Annotated in this window: 15 protein-coding genes, 1 other RNA gene and 1 other annotated feature; of the genes, 3 read left to right on the plus strand and 13 right to left on the minus strand. The window is 40.3% G+C overall.

Annotation, left to right across the window (positions count from 1 at the left end; all coding sequences use genetic code 11):
* Window positions 1-50: 50 nt before the first annotated feature.
* From alaS to cymR, 10 genes are all read right to left on the minus strand, one after another.
* Complete coding sequence (gene alaS / locus ACE1TH_RS08415; RefSeq protein ID WP_099300341.1) at window positions 51-2,693, minus strand: alanine--tRNA ligase; 2,643 nt, start codon at window positions 2,691-2,693, stop codon at window positions 51-53.
* A 51-nt stretch (window positions 2,694-2,744) separates the two neighbouring features.
* Window positions 2,745-2,953 (minus strand) — a binding site (T-box leader).
* Between the two features lie 57 nt (window positions 2,954-3,010).
* Window positions 3,011-4,087 carry an AI-2E family transporter gene (locus ACE1TH_RS08420; protein WP_099300339.1) on the minus strand — a complete coding sequence of 359 codons (1,077 nt, stop codon included), beginning with the start codon at window positions 4,085-4,087 and terminating at the stop codon, window positions 3,011-3,013.
* A 128-nt stretch (window positions 4,088-4,215) separates the two neighbouring features.
* Window positions 4,216-4,404, minus strand: coding sequence for a DUF3918 domain-containing protein (locus tag ACE1TH_RS08425; RefSeq protein ID WP_375078721.1), 189 nt, complete (start codon window positions 4,402-4,404; stop codon window positions 4,216-4,218).
* Window positions 4,405-4,424: 20 nt separating this feature from the next.
* The gene (locus ACE1TH_RS08430; protein WP_099300337.1) at window positions 4,425-4,616 is read right to left on the minus strand and encodes a hypothetical protein; all 192 of its coding nucleotides are present in this window, start codon (window positions 4,614-4,616) and stop codon (window positions 4,425-4,427) included.
* 11 nt (window positions 4,617-4,627) lie between these two features.
* Window positions 4,628-5,092 (minus strand): PRC-barrel domain-containing protein, encoded by a 465-nt coding sequence (locus ACE1TH_RS08435; protein WP_375078803.1) that lies wholly within the window; start codon window positions 5,090-5,092, stop codon window positions 4,628-4,630.
* An 82-nt stretch (window positions 5,093-5,174) separates the two neighbouring features.
* Complete coding sequence (recD2, locus tag ACE1TH_RS08440) at window positions 5,175-7,433, minus strand: SF1B family DNA helicase RecD2 (protein WP_375078722.1); 2,259 nt, start codon at window positions 7,431-7,433, stop codon at window positions 5,175-5,177.
* 10 nt (window positions 7,434-7,443) lie between these two features.
* Window positions 7,444-8,103 (minus strand): tetratricopeptide repeat protein, encoded by a 660-nt coding sequence (locus ACE1TH_RS08445; protein ID WP_375078723.1) that lies wholly within the window; start codon window positions 8,101-8,103, stop codon window positions 7,444-7,446.
* Between the two features lie 32 nt (window positions 8,104-8,135).
* Window positions 8,136-9,230, minus strand: a complete 1,095-nt coding sequence (gene mnmA / locus ACE1TH_RS08450; protein WP_099300333.1) for a tRNA 2-thiouridine(34) synthase MnmA — start codon at window positions 9,228-9,230, stop codon at window positions 8,136-8,138.
* A 21-nt stretch (window positions 9,231-9,251) separates the two neighbouring features.
* Window positions 9,252-10,409 carry a cysteine desulfurase family protein gene (locus ACE1TH_RS08455; RefSeq protein WP_375078724.1) on the minus strand — a complete coding sequence of 386 codons (1,158 nt, stop codon included), beginning with the start codon at window positions 10,407-10,409 and terminating at the stop codon, window positions 9,252-9,254.
* A 15-nt stretch (window positions 10,410-10,424) separates the two neighbouring features.
* Window positions 10,425-10,844, minus strand: a complete 420-nt coding sequence (cymR, locus tag ACE1TH_RS08460; RefSeq protein ID WP_099300331.1) for a cysteine metabolism transcriptional regulator CymR — start codon at window positions 10,842-10,844, stop codon at window positions 10,425-10,427.
* A 186-nt stretch (window positions 10,845-11,030) separates the two neighbouring features.
* Between cymR and ACE1TH_RS08465 the strand changes: the two genes are divergently transcribed.
* Entirely contained in the window at window positions 11,031-12,293 is a 1,263-nt protein-coding gene (locus ACE1TH_RS08465; RefSeq protein ID WP_255225050.1) for a replication-associated recombination protein A, read from the plus strand.
* Window positions 12,294-12,406: 113 nt separating this feature from the next.
* Entirely contained in the window at window positions 12,407-13,027 is a 621-nt protein-coding gene (locus ACE1TH_RS08470) for an RsfA family transcriptional regulator (protein WP_099300329.1), read from the plus strand.
* 318 nt (window positions 13,028-13,345) lie between these two features.
* On the opposite strand, the gene ACE1TH_RS08475 is transcribed toward ACE1TH_RS08470, so the two are convergent.
* Entirely contained in the window at window positions 13,346-14,113 is a 768-nt protein-coding gene (locus ACE1TH_RS08475; protein WP_375078725.1) for a tRNA threonylcarbamoyladenosine dehydratase, read from the minus strand.
* Window positions 14,114-14,217: 104 nt separating this feature from the next.
* A non-coding RNA gene (gene ssrS / locus ACE1TH_RS08480) (6S RNA) lies at window positions 14,218-14,397 on the minus strand.
* A 180-nt stretch (window positions 14,398-14,577) separates the two neighbouring features.
* On the opposite strand from ssrS, the gene ACE1TH_RS08485 reads away from it, so the two are divergent.
* The gene (locus tag ACE1TH_RS08485) at window positions 14,578-14,889 is read left to right on the plus strand and encodes a hypothetical protein (RefSeq protein ID WP_255301107.1); all 312 of its coding nucleotides are present in this window, start codon (window positions 14,578-14,580) and stop codon (window positions 14,887-14,889) included.
* Here the strand turns inward: ACE1TH_RS08485 and ACE1TH_RS08490 are convergent.
* Window positions 14,884-16,098 carry a homoserine dehydrogenase gene (locus ACE1TH_RS08490; protein WP_099300326.1) on the minus strand — a complete coding sequence of 405 codons (1,215 nt, stop codon included), beginning with the start codon at window positions 16,096-16,098 and terminating at the stop codon, window positions 14,884-14,886. The two genes, ACE1TH_RS08485 and ACE1TH_RS08490, sit on opposite strands and share 6 nt — an antisense overlap.
* Window positions 16,099-16,149: the final 51 nt, after the last annotated feature.

Genomic DNA, 16,149 nt, shown 5'->3' on the forward strand with positions numbered 1-16,149 from the left:
AGGTTTTATTAAAAACGTTAACGCCTTTATTGTACAACAGATTGGTTCAATTAGGAAATTAAATTCACATGTTCCGTTACATATGCAAGAGCTTCGTTCAATTTTGCTGGATCTTTCCCTCCTGCTTGGGCCATATCAGGGCGACCGCCACCACCGCCACCGGTGCGACTCGCCACTTCCTTAATAAGCTTTCCAGCGTGTAACCCTTCGTTCATCGCTAATTTTGTTACGCCCGCTACAAAAGATAGTTTATCTCCTGTTTTTGCACCTAAAACAATCACTGCTTTTTGATCTTCTTTTTTCAGTGAGTCAACCATCGCGCGAAGAGATTCCATATCTTTTGCTTGTACAGCTTCTGCTAGAACTTGAATACCATTTACATCTACAGCCTTATCCATCAGTTGACCAGCTTCTTTTTGCGCTAGTTTAGCTGTTAATGATTCATTTTCTCGATTTGCTTCACGAAGTTCTTGCTGAAGTGTTTCAATTCGTGCAGGCACATCTCGCAGTTGCTTTACTTTTAAATGTTCTTGTGATTGAGATAGAAGCGCAAGTTGATTGTTAATAAACTCATACGCGCCTTTTGACGTTACCGCTTCAATTCGGCGAACGCCGGCACCAATACCAGATTCACTCATAATCTTAAACAGTCCGATTTCGGCTGAATTACTCACATGGATACCACCACATAGCTCAAGACTGTAATCACCAATCTGAACAACACGGACTTCATCACCATATTTTTCACCAAAGAGGGCCATTGCACCCATTTCTTTCGCTTGCGCCAATGATTTTAACGAGATCTCGACAGGAAGTGCTTGCCAAATTTTTTCATTCACAAGCTGCTCAATTTGAACGAGTTCGTTCGGTGTTACTTGTCCAAAGTGTGAGAAATCAAAGCGAAGCCGTTCACGATTTACAAGTGAGCCTGCTTGATTAACGTGTTCTCCTAAAACATCTTTTAACGCTTGGTGAAGAAGGTGCGTTGCTGTATGATTTTTTACGATGTCTAGACGTTCACGCACTTCAATTCTTGCTTGAACTTGATCGCCTACTTGTAACGTCCCTGATTCAATTTCAACCGTATGCAGGTGTTGACCATTAGGAGCTTTTTTCACATCTTGAACACGCCCTTGACCGTTTTCGGTATAAATCACCCCTTGATCGGCAACTTGTCCACCACTTTCAGCGTAGAACGGTGTTTCCGCAAGAATAATGGAAACCGTATCCCCTTCTTTAGCCTGATCAACAGAATCTTTTTCTTTTACAATGACGCTAATGGTTGCACTTGTTTCTGTATGCTCATAGCCAACAAACATACTTGGCGTTTTTAAATCACCGAATATGTCTTCTTGCACACCCATAGAAGCTGTTTCTTGTCTAGCTGCGCGAGCACGATTTCGTTGAGCTTCCATCTCTTTTTCAAATTCTTCCCGGTGGATCGTTAAGCCTTCTTCTTCTACATATTCTTCCGTCAAATCAACCGGAAAGCCATATGTATCATAAAGACGAAACACATCTGAACCAGCGATTACTTGCTCATTGTTTGCTTTTGCTTTTTTCATGATGTCGTTTAAAATCGTTAAGCCTTCATGTAGCGTCTCATGAAAACGTTCTTCTTCTGTGCGAATCACTCGCTGAATAAAGTCTTTTTTCTGGGTAACCTCTGGGTAAAAGTCTTCCATTATCTGACCGACAACAGGAACGAGATTAAACATAAATGGCTTTTCAATCCCAATCGTTTTCGCAAATCGCACTGCTCGTCTTAATAAACGACGTAAGACATATCCTCTTCCTTCATTTGAAGGAAGCGCCCCATCTCCAATGGCAAATGCAACTGTGCGGATATGGTCAACAACGACTTTGAAGGCTGTATCTGCCGCTTCATTTCCCGTATTGTACGTTGCATTAGCAAGTTTTTCCGTTTCTTTTATGATTGGTAAAAAGAGATCTGTATCAAAATTTGTTTTTGCATCTTGAATAACGGATACCATCCGCTCTAAGCCCATTCCTGTATCAATATTTTTCTTTGGAAGGGGCGTATAGGTGTCGTCTGCGTTGTGATTAAATTGAGAGAAAACCAAGTTCCAAATTTCTAAATAACGTTCATTCTCGCCACCTGGATACAATTCAGGGTCCTTAGGATCATTGCCATAATCAGGACCACGATCATAGAAGATTTCAGAGTTTGGACCACTCGGCCCTTCTCCGATGTCCCAGAAATTCCCTTCTAAACGAATAATGCGTTCTTCCGGTACGCCCACTTTTTCAATCCATAAATCGTACGCTTCATGATCCTCTGGATGGACCGTAACAGATAGCTTTTCTTCATCAAAGCCAATCCATTTTTCGCTTGTTAGAAACTCCCAGCTCCATACAATCGCATCTTCTTTAAAATATTCGCCAATTGAAAAATTCCCAAGCATTTCAAAAAATGTGTGGTGACGAGCCGTTTTCCCAACGATTTCAATATCATTTGTCCGAATCGATTTTTGCGCAATGACAATCCGAGGATTATCCGGGATCACACGACCATCAAAGTATTTTTTTAACGTTGCCACGCCACTGTTAATCCATAATAAACTTGGATCTTCAAACGGGACTAGAGATGCACTTGGCTCAACAGAATGGCCTTTCTCTTTAAAGAAATCAATAAACATTTGTCGAACTTCAGCCGATGTTAAGTGCTTCATTAGACTCATCCTCCTTATGTATAGAAAACAAATAAAAAAACCCCTTCCCAATAAAGGGACGAGATTGTCTTTTTCACGCGGTACCACCCTTAATTATAACAAACGTAACTGTTATCACTTAAGCCCCTTAACGCAGGATACGGCGATTAGCTCGCTACTCCAGAATAGCATTCCGCATCTCTTCGTTAATGCTTTTCTCAGCCTAGAAAGCATCTCTCTAAAAACGGGCTTATGCGTACTCGTTCTTTCATTGTATTTCATCATGTACATATACGTTTCTTTATTCACGAAAATTATAGCGCGCAAGCCTTTAAAAGTCAATTCATCTCCACTTCACCTTTAAGGTAATTTCGGATATGAAGGATGGTTACTTTCGCAATCGCTGTAATGGGTACAGCGACTAAAAGTCCTATGACGCCCCCTACTTCAACCCCGACTAATAGAGCTAAAATAATCAAGATCGGATGCAAGTGAACCGTTTTGCCAACAATTAAAGGTGATAACACATTGCCTTCGATTTGTTGAATCACGAAGATACTAATTACGGTAAACAAAGCTAGTTGAGGCGAATCAAGTAAGGCTGAACCTACAGCCGGCACCGCGCCAATGAATGCGCCAAAATATGGGATTAAATCGGTCGCACCAATAAACAATCCTAACAGTAGCGCATAAGGAACACCTAAAATCCAAAGTGCAATGGTCGCTAGTCCACCAACACAAACCGCGACGAGCAACTGCCCTCGCAAATATGAGCCAAATGTTTTATCGACATCTTTAAGGTAAAGCCGCACCTTTTCGCGGCTTTTTTTGGGTGTGATGTAAAAACCGACACGCTGCAAAAGCGCAAAATCTTTTAATAAGTAAAAAACAAGAAACGGTACAACAACCCATAAAATGCTCATTTGAATGACTTTAACAATTACACTTTCTACTTGATCCAAACTTGACTCAACAAACTGTTCCATCTTTGAAGACCAGTCCGTAACATGATCTTGCAACGGATCTGGTAACCGTTCTGTTTGTTCTTGAAATTCAAATACCATCCCTTTTATAGAGGCCAAATGTTCTGGCAACACTTGAACAGCTTCTTGAACTTGTCGTGACATAATCGGGATGCCGATAAATAATAAGGTAGTCATCATAACAAGAAAGACTAAAAACAATAATACCGTAGCCAACGTTCGATTAACGCCCAAGTGAACAGCTTTCTCAACTACAGGGTGTAATAAATAAGCGAGCAATATCGCAACAAGTATGGGCCAAATCAACGGTTGAATGATTTGAAATAGCGGAGCCAGATGACTGAGCGCATACAAAAGCAATAAAACAAACACTAATATGACGAGCCATTTTGACCACTTCACTAAATCCGTTATGTACATCTCTCGCTTCATCTTTTATCACACCCCTTTGAATAGCGTGTGCAAATAATCCGAAATTAACCAAAAAAAACATGGATGTCGTTCATCCATGTTAACGTTGCGCATGTTGGCGTTTTCCACAGCCTTCGAAGGTGAAGATATTAATGAAACATCTTCTTTACTTTTTTCTTTGTTTTTTTCCACGTTTTCGCGTTCATTATTTTTTTATCGGCTTCCATAAGCGGTTCAAAGAAATTGTAGACTTTCTTTTTGGTTTTTTTGTCATTCATTGTTGAGTACCAAGCAGCTCCAAGACCAATCACCATTAATGGTGCAATGGATTTACGCATGATCGATTCACCTCGATTCTTTATAAATCTATTCGTCTTTCTTCTTCTTCAAACAAATCATCAAGTGAGCTTAATGATCCATCTTCCTCTACTTGGTGAAGCATTAATGTTCCTTTAACGAGACTCATTTCAATGAAGCAATTCCAGCAATAATACTGGTTGGTTCCAATTTTTCCTATGTCTTTTAAATTACAATTTGGACAATGCAAGATAGGTGCCTCCTCTACAGAGACAAGATCGCCCTTTCCTTACAAAGAAGAAGATCGTGGCCCTTCACCACTTTGCGTCCTTCTTTAATGTCGGATAACCAGCCATCTGTCACTTCGTACCCTACGATGGTGCCCACTTCCATAGAAAAATATACATCTTCTGCCAAACCAAGCATTTCGCCTTCAGTAGATAACAAAGGTTTACCTCTAAATTTTTTTCGACTTGTCCAAATTGGATCATAGTGTTTGTGTTCTTCTAGAAGCTTCTCTACTTTTGAAATGTCTTGTACCATGATCGCCTGCTCACCGATATGCTGAATCGACTCAAATGGCAGAAATCCATGATGATGTAAAAGTGCGTGGTTTTTTTTCACCATAAACCCAACCATTCGACCGTTCTTCATGTATCCATCACTAATTTGACCGATTTCATAACCAGTCTCTACGGACACAAGCGGGAGTCCAATCATTGCCTGCATCGTTCGCAAAAGCTGCACCACCTCTCCGAACAGTTATAATGTATGTATATCCCACTATCCTATCCGCGGAGATGGTTACCAGCTAGTGCATGCGTTCCTGCAGACGTTCTTTTAACTTCGATTGTCGACCATCATTATGCTTATGAATCGCGTGTTCAAATGTTTTTAAATCCCCACATAAAAGTAAAAACTGCTTTGCTCTTGTAATGCCTGTATAAAGTAAATTTCTTCTTAACATGCGTTGATAATTCCCTACAACTGGCATAACAACGATTGGAAATTCACTACCTTGCGCTTTGTGAATCGATGAACAATATGCATGTGTTAACTGGCCAAAATCTTTTTTCTCATAGACCACTTCTAAACCGTCAAAAGACACAACAAGCTGATCCTTTTTCTCTGTCGTCTCTTTTGCATAAAGGATTGCGACAATCTCTCCTCTGTCCCCATTAAACACATTTTCTTCCGTGTTATTAACGAGCTGAAGCACCATATCTCCTTTTCGAAAAATAACGTCTCCAAATGGAATTTCACGACGTTCTTCTTTTGCAGGATTAAATAACGTCTGAAGCATCGTATTTAGTTCAATAATTCCAGCACCACCACGGTAGATCGGTGCTAAAACCTGTATTTCTCGAGAGCTATATCCTTTGTTTACTGCATTTTCGCAAATTTGCCAAACAGCTTGCTTTACTTGGTTCGTATGACAAGAAAAAAATCGCAAGTCAGGCTTTTTGGCTGTAAGATCGTTAGGAAGATGGCCATCTTTCATGGAATGAGCTAGCTCAATGATGGAGGATCCTTCCGCTTGTCGATAAATTTCATTCAGTTGAACAGTCGGGATGACGTTTGCATCCAGTAAGTCTTTTAACACTTGACCAGGTCCTACAGATGGCAATTGGTTTTCATCTCCAACGAGAATAACTTGCATGCCTTTAGGAATCGCTTTAAACAGCTGATTGGCCACCCACGCGTCCACCATTGACATTTCATCGACTATCAAAAGTTCGCCTTCTAATTGATCGTGGTCGCCTTTTTCAAAACCCGTGGCATTTCCTTTCCAACCAAGCAAACTGTGAATCGTACCAGCAGGTAACTCAGTCGCTTCTGCCATACGCTTAGCGGCGCGACCAGTTGGAGCAGCCAACTTAAGCGGAGCCGTACGCGCATCTTTGTCTGCACCTGTTTGTTGATCGAGATTCACTCCATGCAAGCGGGCATAGGCTCCCACAATTCCTTTTATAACAGTCGTTTTCCCTGTACCCGGACCACCTGTTAACAGCATAATAGGTGAATGTAAAGCGGTCTCAATCGCTTCTTTTTGCAAAACAGAATACGTTACGTTGTGATCTTCTTCCAGCTGTCCTAACGTTTTTTCCATATCAGCTTGTGTGAACTCTGATTTCAGTTCATACGATTTGATCCTCATTATATTTTGCGCAATACCACGCTCTGCATAAAAAAGTGACTTCATATAAACTCGATCTTGTTCTGTAATAACAAAGCCTTCTTCATCCATTTGAATGAGACCCTCGTGAACAGCTTCAGGGCTAACAGGGTCATTTGGAGTTGTTAACAGCTTACTTACTTCTTCAACAAATGGGGCATGATATAAATATAGATGCCCGTCTTGAACACTTAGTTCATTTATAAGATAGAGGATACCCGCTCGTATTCTTTCCGGGTGGTCGCCTTTTAAACCAATGGCTGCTCCTAATTGGTCTGCGCGTCTGAAACCTACACCTTCTACATCTTTAATGAGTAAATATGGATTGGTTCGAATAATATCTAAAGCTTGAAGCTTGTAGGCACGGTAAACATTCATGGATAACTCTGTTCCAAATCCATATTGCGACAATTGGATAATGACTTGTTCTGCACCTTGATGTTCAAGTAAGCGTTGATGCAGAATTTCAGCGTGGTCTTTTTTCAGCTTAGGCACTTGCTCTAAAACGTTACGATCGTTAATAATTAATGAGATTGCCCGCTCCCCTAGTTGATTTACAATTGACTCTGCCGTCTTTACACCAATCCCAGGAAAACGATCACTTGATAAAAATTTAATAATACCATTTTTCGTTTTCGGCATTTCTCTTTTAAATGTTTCCACTTTATATTGTGTGCCAAATCGAGGGTGTTCAGTAACTTGACCGAAGAATGAATACGTTTCTTCTAACTCCAGCTCTGGTAAATGTCCGACAATGGTTGTTTTTTTCGCTTCAATTTGTTCATTTGTCTTCTCAATTTTCACCGTTGCTACGGTATAGTCGTTTTCTTCATTTCGAAACAAGACATGAGTGACTTGTCCTTTCATGTATCTTTCGGTTTCTTCAACATCCATAAACGCACACTCACCCTCTGTTTAATGCATCTTCAATGACTCGTTTTGCATTTCCCGCTAATAAGTGATCTTCTTGATTGTTAAGCGCTAAATCAAAACATTTTAGTGCTTCATCAATCGCTTCATTTGAAACATAAATCACACCTAAATTATAATACGCATCGGCATGTGTAGCATCTTGCTTAATCACGTCAATAAATAATTGTTGTGCCGCCTCTAGTTGCTCTTGTTGCGCCAAACAAAGTCCGTATTGAAAAGCAATCTCAACGTCTTCTTTGTTTAATTCATGGGCATAGCTTAAGTTCGCCTGTGCGTGGGCAAATGATTGAAGCTGATAGTGGCTCATGCCTAGCATATAGAATAGATCTGCATCATGTAACCCCTTTTGTTGAGCCGTTAAAAACCATTCAATTGCTTTTTGAAATTGATCTTCTTGATATGCAAGAACACCTAACCCGTAGTATGGGGCACTTGAATCTGGATCAAGTTCGATTGCACGCTCATTAAATAAAATCGCGCGGTCACGATCTCCCAAAATACTAAGCAAGTTCGCCATATTGATATAGCCTTCTGGCTCTGATGGGTTGCTTTCAATGTAACCAGAGAATACTTTCGCTGCGTCCTCATAATTCGATTCTTTCATTAAGCTAATACCTGTTTTTAAATCCATATTATAACCTCCTAGAAAAAAGGAAAACGCCTTTAGACGTTTTCCCGTATGACTTCATCAATTGTACCCCCACCAAGGCAACGGTCTTGATCATATAAAACGACCGCTTGTCCAGGTGTAACCGCTCGTTGTTTTTCATGAAATTGAATTTCTGCTCGGCCATTTTCTTTTGGCGTAACAGTAACCAACTGATCGTCTTGTCGATAGCGGAATTTTGCTTTACACGTAAACGCAGAATCAAACGGTTGATTAAGTATCCAGTTCATTCCTTCAGCTTTCAAACCTGAAGAATAAAGCCCTTCATGATGAAACCCTTGTCCAACAATAAGCACGTTTCGCTCTAAATCTTTATCAACAACAAACCAAGGCTCTCCTGCACCACCAATGCCAAGACCTTGTCTTTGACCTAGTGTATAATACATTAGCCCATCATGATTTCCTTTCACTTCTCCGTCAACGGTTTCCATTTTTCCCGGTTGAGCTGGAATAAAGGTTTGAAGAAATTCTTTAAAGTCACGTTCCCCGATAAAACAAATGCCCGTACTGTCTTTTTTCTTAGCCGTAGCAAGTCCAGCTTCTTCCGCTTTCTTCCGCACTTCCGCTTTCTGCATATGACCAAGTGGAAACATTACTTTTGACAACTGCTTTTGACTTAACGCATTTAAAAAATACGTTTGGTCTTTGTTTGTATCTACACCTTTTATCAGTTGATATTCATCATCTTTATAAAGGATTTGCGCGTAATGTCCCGTTGCAACATAGTCTGCGCCTAACGAAACAGCATGGTTTAAAAATGCTTTAAACTTAATTTCCTTGTTGCACATTACATCAGGATTTGGTGTTCGACCGGACTTGTACTCATCTAAAAAGTACGTGAACACTTTGTCCCAATATTCTTTTTCAAAATTCACCGAGTAATAAGGGATACCGAGTTGTTCTGCAACACGCTCCACATCCTCATAATCTTCTGTTGCCGAGCAAAAGCCCGAGTCATTCGTATCATCCCAATTTTTCATAAAGATTCCGATGACATCATAGCCCTGCTCTTTTAATACAAGTGCCGTTACAGAAGAATCAACGCCACCTGACATGCCAACGACAACGCGGGTCTCTTCTGGTTTTTTCATACATTTCCCTCACTATCTATTCTATTCAATAAATTGCTCACGTTTTTGCTCTGCTAGAACAATCCGAGCGATTTCTTTAAAAGCTTCAGTAGTCTCTGATTCTACGTTGGTGAAACCAAAGCTAAATCGAATGGCCTCTGACACTCTCCGACTCTCAACACCATACATGGCTTCAATAACATGTGATGGGACGAGGGTTCCAGCTGTGCAAGCTGATCCACCTGAGGCCACAATTCCAATTAAGTCCAGTTTCATTAAAAGCGTCTCTGTCTTTACACCTTTAAAACTAACGTTAAGAATATGTGGTAGACCATCATCTGATCCATTTATAACATACTCTACACCATGCACATCCATGATTTCTATAAAAGTGTCTCGGAAATATTTGTATTTCTTCCGATTTTCCGACCGCTGCTCATTTGCCAGTTCCATTGCTTTGGCAAACCCGACAATTCCTGCGACATTCTCCGTACCAGCACGGCGTTTTCTTTCTTGTTCTCCTCCATAGGTTAAAGGAGCAATCGTCACATTTTTAGATACAAATAAACAACCTACTCCTTTTGGTCCATTTACTTTATGGCTAGCTAACGAAAACAGGTCCACACCTAGGTTCGCGCAATCAATGGTTTCTAACCCTGCAGCTTGGACGGCGTCCGTGTGAAAAGCAGCTTGATGGTTTTGCAGAAGAGCTCCAATTTCTTTAATTGGTTGCAACGTGCCTACCTCATTATTTCCATACATAATGGAAACCAAGATCGTTTCATCCGTTAACGCTGATCGAACCGCTTCCGTCGAAACTTTACCGGCTTGGTCTACATCAAGATAGGTAACAGAAAACCCTTCTGCTTCTAATTGTTTAACGGTATGCAAAACGGCATGGTGCTCTATTTTCGAAGTAATAAGATGCGTGCCCTTAAAACGATTTGCGCGAGCATAGCCCATTAGTGCGAGGTTATTTGCTTCTGTGCCTCCACTCGTAAAAATAAATTCGTCTGCAGACGCATGAAATTGCATAGCTAAGCGCTCTCTAGCACTTCTAAGCGCGGCTTTTGCCCTACGTCCATACCGATGAGTGCTAGAAGGGTTTCCATACACTTCTGTAAAATAAGGAATCATCGCATCAAGCACGTGGGGATGAACTGATGATGTCGCTGCATGGTCAAAATAATGTTCGTTCATTTCCTTCACCTTTTCTTAAATGTAGAACATGTAATAGTCCTGTTCGCCTTCTTCTTTAAAATTCGCTAAATCCGCTAATGTCGTTGTATCCAAAACACCCTTTACAGCGTCTCTAATTTTTATCCAAAGATCACGCTTTGCAGGTTCTTCATCATCTAACACTTCTACTGGACTAATTGGTCCCTCTAAAACACGAATTATATCGCCAGCTGTGATTTCTTCTGGCTGCTTGGCTAATTTATACCCACCATAAGCACCGCGGACACTTTTAACAAGCGTCGCATTCCGAAGTGGCGCAATGAGTTGCTCTAAATAATGTTCAGAAAGATTATATTCCTGCGCAATGGACTTTAACGAAGTCGGACCTTCGCCTTCTTTTTTTGCGAGTGCCATCATAATTGTTAGTCCATAACGCCCTTTTGTCGATATTTTCATAATGAATAGCTCCTTTAATTCGTATCCTATCTCGTTCCTATTTTTTAACCGTTCATATCTACGTCTTCCTTCGTTATTATAGCATGATTTCCTATTTGATTAATAGGACAAGTCCTTTCCTATTTGCTCTGGAAATCACACATACGCTACACTATGAAAAGACAAACATCATTCAGGAGGTTATGTATGAAAAAAAAACCACTAGCTTTTCGAATGAGGCCAACATCCATTGATGAAGTAATCGGTCAAGAGCGTTTACTTGGTCAAGGAAAGCTACTTAGACGGATGGTTGAAGCGGATCAATTGTCTTCCATGGTCTTATATGGTCCTCCCGGAACTGGAAAAACGTCCATTGCTAGCGCAATTGCTGGATCGAGTGGACAACATTATCGCATTCTTAACGCTACAGTTCATAATAAGAAAGATATGGAAACCGTTGTTGCTGAAGCAAAAATGTACGGTTCACTTATCTTAATTCTTGACGAAGTTCATCGCCTCGATAAAGCCAAACAAGACTTCTTACTCCCTCATTTAGAAAGTGGACTGATTCTTTTAATTGGTGCAACGACGGCAAACCCGTATCACTCCATTAATCCTGCCATTCGTAGTCGCTGTCATATTTTTGAATTGGAGCAACTTGCACCAGCTGAAATTGAACAAGCCCTTTACCGTGCGTTAGAAGATAAAGAAAATGGGTTAGGTGAAGAAGAGATCGAGATTGATTCAAAAGCGATTGCACACTTGTCACTTGCATGTGGAGGAGATGTTCGTTCAGGCTTAAACGCCCTCGAACTTGCGGTTCTATCTACCGCTAAAGACGAAAAAGGAATTCGTCATATAAAACTTGAAACTGCAGAACAGAGCATCCAGAAAAAAAGTATTCAACATGATAAAGATGGAGACGGGCATTACGATGTTTTATCGGCGTTTCAAAAATCAATCCGAGGCAGCGACGTTCACGCTAGTCTTCACTACCTTGCACGTTTACTTGAAGCTGGGGACTTAATAAGCATCAACCGGAGACTTCTAGTCATTGCTTATGAAGATATCGGACTTGCCAACCCGCAAGCAGGCTCCAGAACGCTAACTGCTATTGAGGCTGCGGAACGCATCGGCTTACCTGAAGCAAGAATCCCGCTGGCAAATGCAGTAGTCGAACTCGCCCTTTCACCTAAAAGCAACAGTGCGTATAAAGGAATCGACGCGGCTCTGGCTGCTATTCGTGAAGGAGGCAATGCCACCATTCCATTACATCTAAAAGACGCTCATTATCAAGGTGCCAAAAACCTTGGTCGCGGTACAGAATATAAGTATCCGCATGATTATGAAGGTGGATGGGTGAAGCAACAATATTTACCTGATGCTTTTAAAGCTCATTCTTATTATGAACCAAATCGTGACAACAAATTTGAAAATGCCCTTGCTTCTCTTTACGATAAGCGTAAATAACCGTCTGTTGAATCTGCTAGAATCTTTTTCTCTCTTGTTTATTACTAGCCTAGTATAAAAAAAGCCCTGCATGGCTAAAGTAATAGCAAAGACATTAGGCAGGAGTTGAAAAGATGAAAGTGAGACAAGATGCATGGTCGCATGAAGATGACGTTTTATTAGCCGATACCGTGCTTAATCATATAAAAGAAGGCAGCACTCAATTAAAAGCATTCGATGAAGTAGGAGATGCTCTAAATCGAACATCAGCAGCATGCGGCTTTCGGTGGAATGCAGTCGTACGCCAAAAACATTTACGTACAATTGAAGAAGCAAAACGTGAGCGGAAAATGCGCAAACGAATGGTATCGACTCAATTTTTTCCAAGCTATCAAAAGCCTGTTCAATCTAAAGTTGAACCTGTTTTTTCATACGTTGACGAAGATGAAGAAGCTGAACCATCGATTGAAGCGATTATTTCCCAATTAAAAAAATTTGACTCCAACGCTTCTTCTGCATTAAAAGAAGAAAATGCGGCGTTACGTCAACAACTTCAGCTTGCAAAAGCTCAAATAGCAGAGATGGAAAAGCAACTTTCCCGTAATAAACAGGAACATAGTATGATTGAAGAAGACTATCAATCCCTCATTTCCATTATGAATCGCGCACGAAGAATGGCGATTTTAGAAGAAGATGCTGAAGAACACCCTATGTTTCGAATGGAATCAAACGGAAACCTTGAAAAAATTGATTAACACAAAAAACGGATTCGGAAACCTCCGAGATCCGTTTTTTTGTTCACCTACTATTATTTCCAGTCAAGTCCACACTTCTGTATAAAAATCACGATGCACTGCTTTTATCATTTGATTAGACATGTCTAAAAGGGGTCATCTTTTCTCCAAAAATGGGAACGTTCAATTGAATTTTTCGGACTGTCACTTTTCACGCTGGAGTCGCCATCAGCGATAACAAATATGACATGGGAGAAAAATAAGATTTACATACACCTTAATTCCATGCAATATATTTCCTAGTAGAACTAAGCCAGCTTTAACGTTACGCAAATAGGCTTAGTCTTGGCGATTGATTTCAATCCCATCCAGCAGTTTTGTAATCACATGTCCAGCCATAATTAAACCAGACACAGATGGAACAAACGCATTCGAAGATGGTGGAAGCTTTGCTTTACGAATTTTCCCTTGTTCCGCACTTTCTGGAACGATTTCTTGACGAATATCCTCACGAATTTGAATCGGTTTTTCATCAGAAAAGACAACCGTAACACCTTTATGAATTCCATCTTTTCTTAATCGAGTCCGAATCACTTTTGCAATTGGATCGTAGCTTGTTTTAGAGATATCTTCAATACGAAGACGGGTTGGATCTAGTTTATTTGCAACACCCATACTTGAGATTAACGGAATATTTCTATTTCGACACTCTTTAATTAAGTGGATTTTATATGAAATTGTATCACTTGCGTCAATCACAAAATCTAATTTATGAGAAAAGAAATCTTCATATGTCTCTTCTGTATAAAACATTTTAAGCGCAACCACTTCGCATTCTGGATTAATGTCTTTTATTCTCTCCGCCATTAAATCGACTTTAGGCTGGCCAACGGTTGATAGCAACGCGTGGATTTGCCTATTTACATTTGTAATATCAACGTCATCTTTATCAACAAGGACGATTTTACCGACTCCCGAGCGGGCAAGTGCTTCTGCTGAGAATGAGCCTACCCCACCAATACCTAGTACTGCAACTGTACTTCCTTTTAATCGATCTAATCCGTCATGACCAATGGCCAGTTCATTTCTTGAAAACTGGTGTAACACGTTCATCAAACTCCTTTATCCATTGCATTTTGCTGATGTGATCATATCATACTCTCTTCTAAAAGCACACTACAAAAAGCATTTCCTTTTCAGAAAATGCTTCGTGTCATCCCGATCTTGCCGTAGGAAGTCGATGCTTTGAACCTGCCAGGCAGGTGGGTGCTTTGTACCATTTATTTTAAGTCCTCAGCTACCGAGGCATGTAAGCAAAACAGCAACAGCAAGCTCCCTTTTTTAAAGTGTTGGCTCAAAGAATAAAGCCCTTACGAACAGATCAGGATATGTGATTACCGTTATCATATCAGGTTTTTCATTAATAGGCAATCATTTTTCAAAAAATTGCGACTTAAGGCATATACTTGTTGTTTGTCTTTTAAATACCCAACATTTTTTACACGCAAACCTTGCATATTAATCGAGTTTTCACGAAAAATATGGTACATTCTCTTTAAAAGGAGGCAACGATGATGAGCGCCATTGTAATACAGCGATGCATTGAAGTAACGCAGGAAATTGCTATACTAGAAAAAAGAGTCGTTGAAAGTTCCTTCGAATTAGCTTTGTATAGCGATCGCATTGAAACAAGTACGGATCACTTTCCACTTGATAGTGTCTTTGATATCTCGTATCGATTTCCGAGCGATACGCCACATTCATTAGGATTTTTATACTTACACACTAGTAAAGGCGTAACGACGTACAAAATTAAAACGTCTCCAGAGACTTTTATTAAAGAATTCAAAAAACTCGTTCCTGAAACGAAATACCATTTATAATTTGCTTTCCACTGTTGTAAGTTCTTGGTCTACTTCTGTCAGCAGTGGGAATGTAAAGAATGGCGTTACTGATGAAAGCGGAGTCACAATAAACACTTTTCCTCCTTCTATGTCTTTTTCCTTCCACACTTTTGTTTTCTCTAAATAAGGTTCCACTTCACCAAGCTGTTCATTTTTACAAAACCATACTTCTTGCGCTGTTAATTTTTCCGATATGCCTTCCTCGATTTTCGTTAAACGATACGTAAAACGAGGCAATACGTCTCGCTGTTGTTCATGAAAAATAAAATCTTCTACGACGCTGTTTGCTGTTGTTTCTTTTCCGGCACCGGGGCCAGCAAAAATAAGTCGCTCCATATCTTTCCCTTCAAGAGTAACAGCATTTAAAACGCCACGAATTGGTGCTAAAGAATGTTCTTGATCAATTAAAACAGGCTTGACGAACCCTTTTAGGGACGTTGAATCTACTTCTAATTTCGCAATTAATTTAAAGGATAAGCGTAGCGCTTTTGCGGCTTGAATGTGCCATTGATCAATATGACTAATGCCAACACGTTCAATCTCATTTGGCGAAATCCATTGATCATAACATTGTCTTGCCAATAAACAGAGCTTATAAACAGCATCCCACCCTTCAACATCAGAAGTAGGATCCTCTTCTGCATAACCTAATGATTGAGCTTGTTCCAACGCATCTTCATAGGTTCTTCCTTCGCCCATTTTTGTGAGAATATAATTACTTGTCCCGTTGAGGATACCTGCAATCGACTGGATATTCGTTGTAAGTAACACACTTTTGAAAACATTCACGATAGGGATCGCCCCACATACTGCCGCATCCCAACCGTAGTAAGCACCGTGATCATAAGCAAGTTGCTCAAGCTCTTCTCCATGTAGCGCTACAAGCTTTTTGTTAGCCGAAATAACAGAGGTGCCTTGCTTTAATAATGATTCCGTAAATGCTTTCGGAAGATCTGTTCCGTTTATTGCTTCAAATACAAGATCGTATCGCTCCTGTTCAAAAAAAGACTCCCATGATGATGTAAGAAGATTTCGGTGAACGTCCTCATGTTTCTTCACATCTTTGACTAAAATACGAATGATTTCGAATTTTCCTCCGATAATGGTTTCAATCTGTTCTCTTGAACGAATTAACCGTTCATAAACACCACTTCCAACCGTTCCGTATCCAATTAGGCCAATTTTCATCTCTGTCACCCTCTCGTCTATTGAAAGAAGCCCCTATTCTTGGATAAGAAA

It is taken from the genome of Shouchella sp. JSM 1781072 (genome assembly GCF_041949915.1).
In the GTDB taxonomy this organism is placed as follows: Bacteria; Bacillota; Bacilli; order Bacillales; family Bacillaceae_D; genus Shouchella.

What these genes read in the sequence shown, in the direction of transcription:
- alaS (WP_099300341.1), bottom strand. Translation starts at nt 2,693, where the DNA reads ATGAAGCACTTAACATCGGCTGAAGTTCGACAAATGTTTATTGATTTC.
- ACE1TH_RS08470 (WP_099300329.1), top strand. Translation starts at nt 12,407, where the DNA reads ATGAAAGTGAGACAAGATGCATGGTCGCATGAAGATGACGTTTTATTA.
- ACE1TH_RS08425 (WP_375078721.1), bottom strand. Translation starts at nt 4,404, where the DNA reads ATGCGTAAATCCATTGCACCATTAATGGTGATTGGTCTTGGAGCTGCT.
- cymR (WP_099300331.1), bottom strand. Translation starts at nt 10,844, where the DNA reads ATGAAAATATCGACAAAAGGGCGTTATGGACTAACAATTATGATGGCA.
- ACE1TH_RS08445 (WP_375078723.1), bottom strand. Translation starts at nt 8,103, where the DNA reads ATGGATTTAAAAACAGGTATTAGCTTAATGAAAGAATCGAATTATGAG.
- ACE1TH_RS08465 (WP_255225050.1), top strand. Translation starts at nt 11,031, where the DNA reads ATGAAAAAAAAACCACTAGCTTTTCGAATGAGGCCAACATCCATTGAT.
- ACE1TH_RS08435 (WP_375078803.1), bottom strand. Translation starts at nt 5,092, where the DNA reads ATGCAGGCAATGATTGGACTCCCGCTTGTGTCCGTAGAGACTGGTTAT.
- ACE1TH_RS08490 (WP_099300326.1), bottom strand. Translation starts at nt 16,098, where the DNA reads ATGAAAATTGGCCTAATTGGATACGGAACGGTTGGAAGTGGTGTTTAT.
- ACE1TH_RS08485 (WP_255301107.1), top strand. Translation starts at nt 14,578, where the DNA reads ATGATGAGCGCCATTGTAATACAGCGATGCATTGAAGTAACGCAGGAA.
- ACE1TH_RS08455 (WP_375078724.1), bottom strand. Translation starts at nt 10,409, where the DNA reads ATGAACGAACATTATTTTGACCATGCAGCGACATCATCAGTTCATCCC.
- mnmA (WP_099300333.1), bottom strand. Translation starts at nt 9,230, where the DNA reads ATGAAAAAACCAGAAGAGACCCGCGTTGTCGTTGGCATGTCAGGTGGC.
- recD2 (WP_375078722.1), bottom strand. Translation starts at nt 7,433, where the DNA reads ATGGATGTTGAAGAAACCGAAAGATACATGAAAGGACAAGTCACTCAT.
- ACE1TH_RS08420 (WP_099300339.1), bottom strand. Translation starts at nt 4,087, where the DNA reads ATGAAGCGAGAGATGTACATAACGGATTTAGTGAAGTGGTCAAAATGG.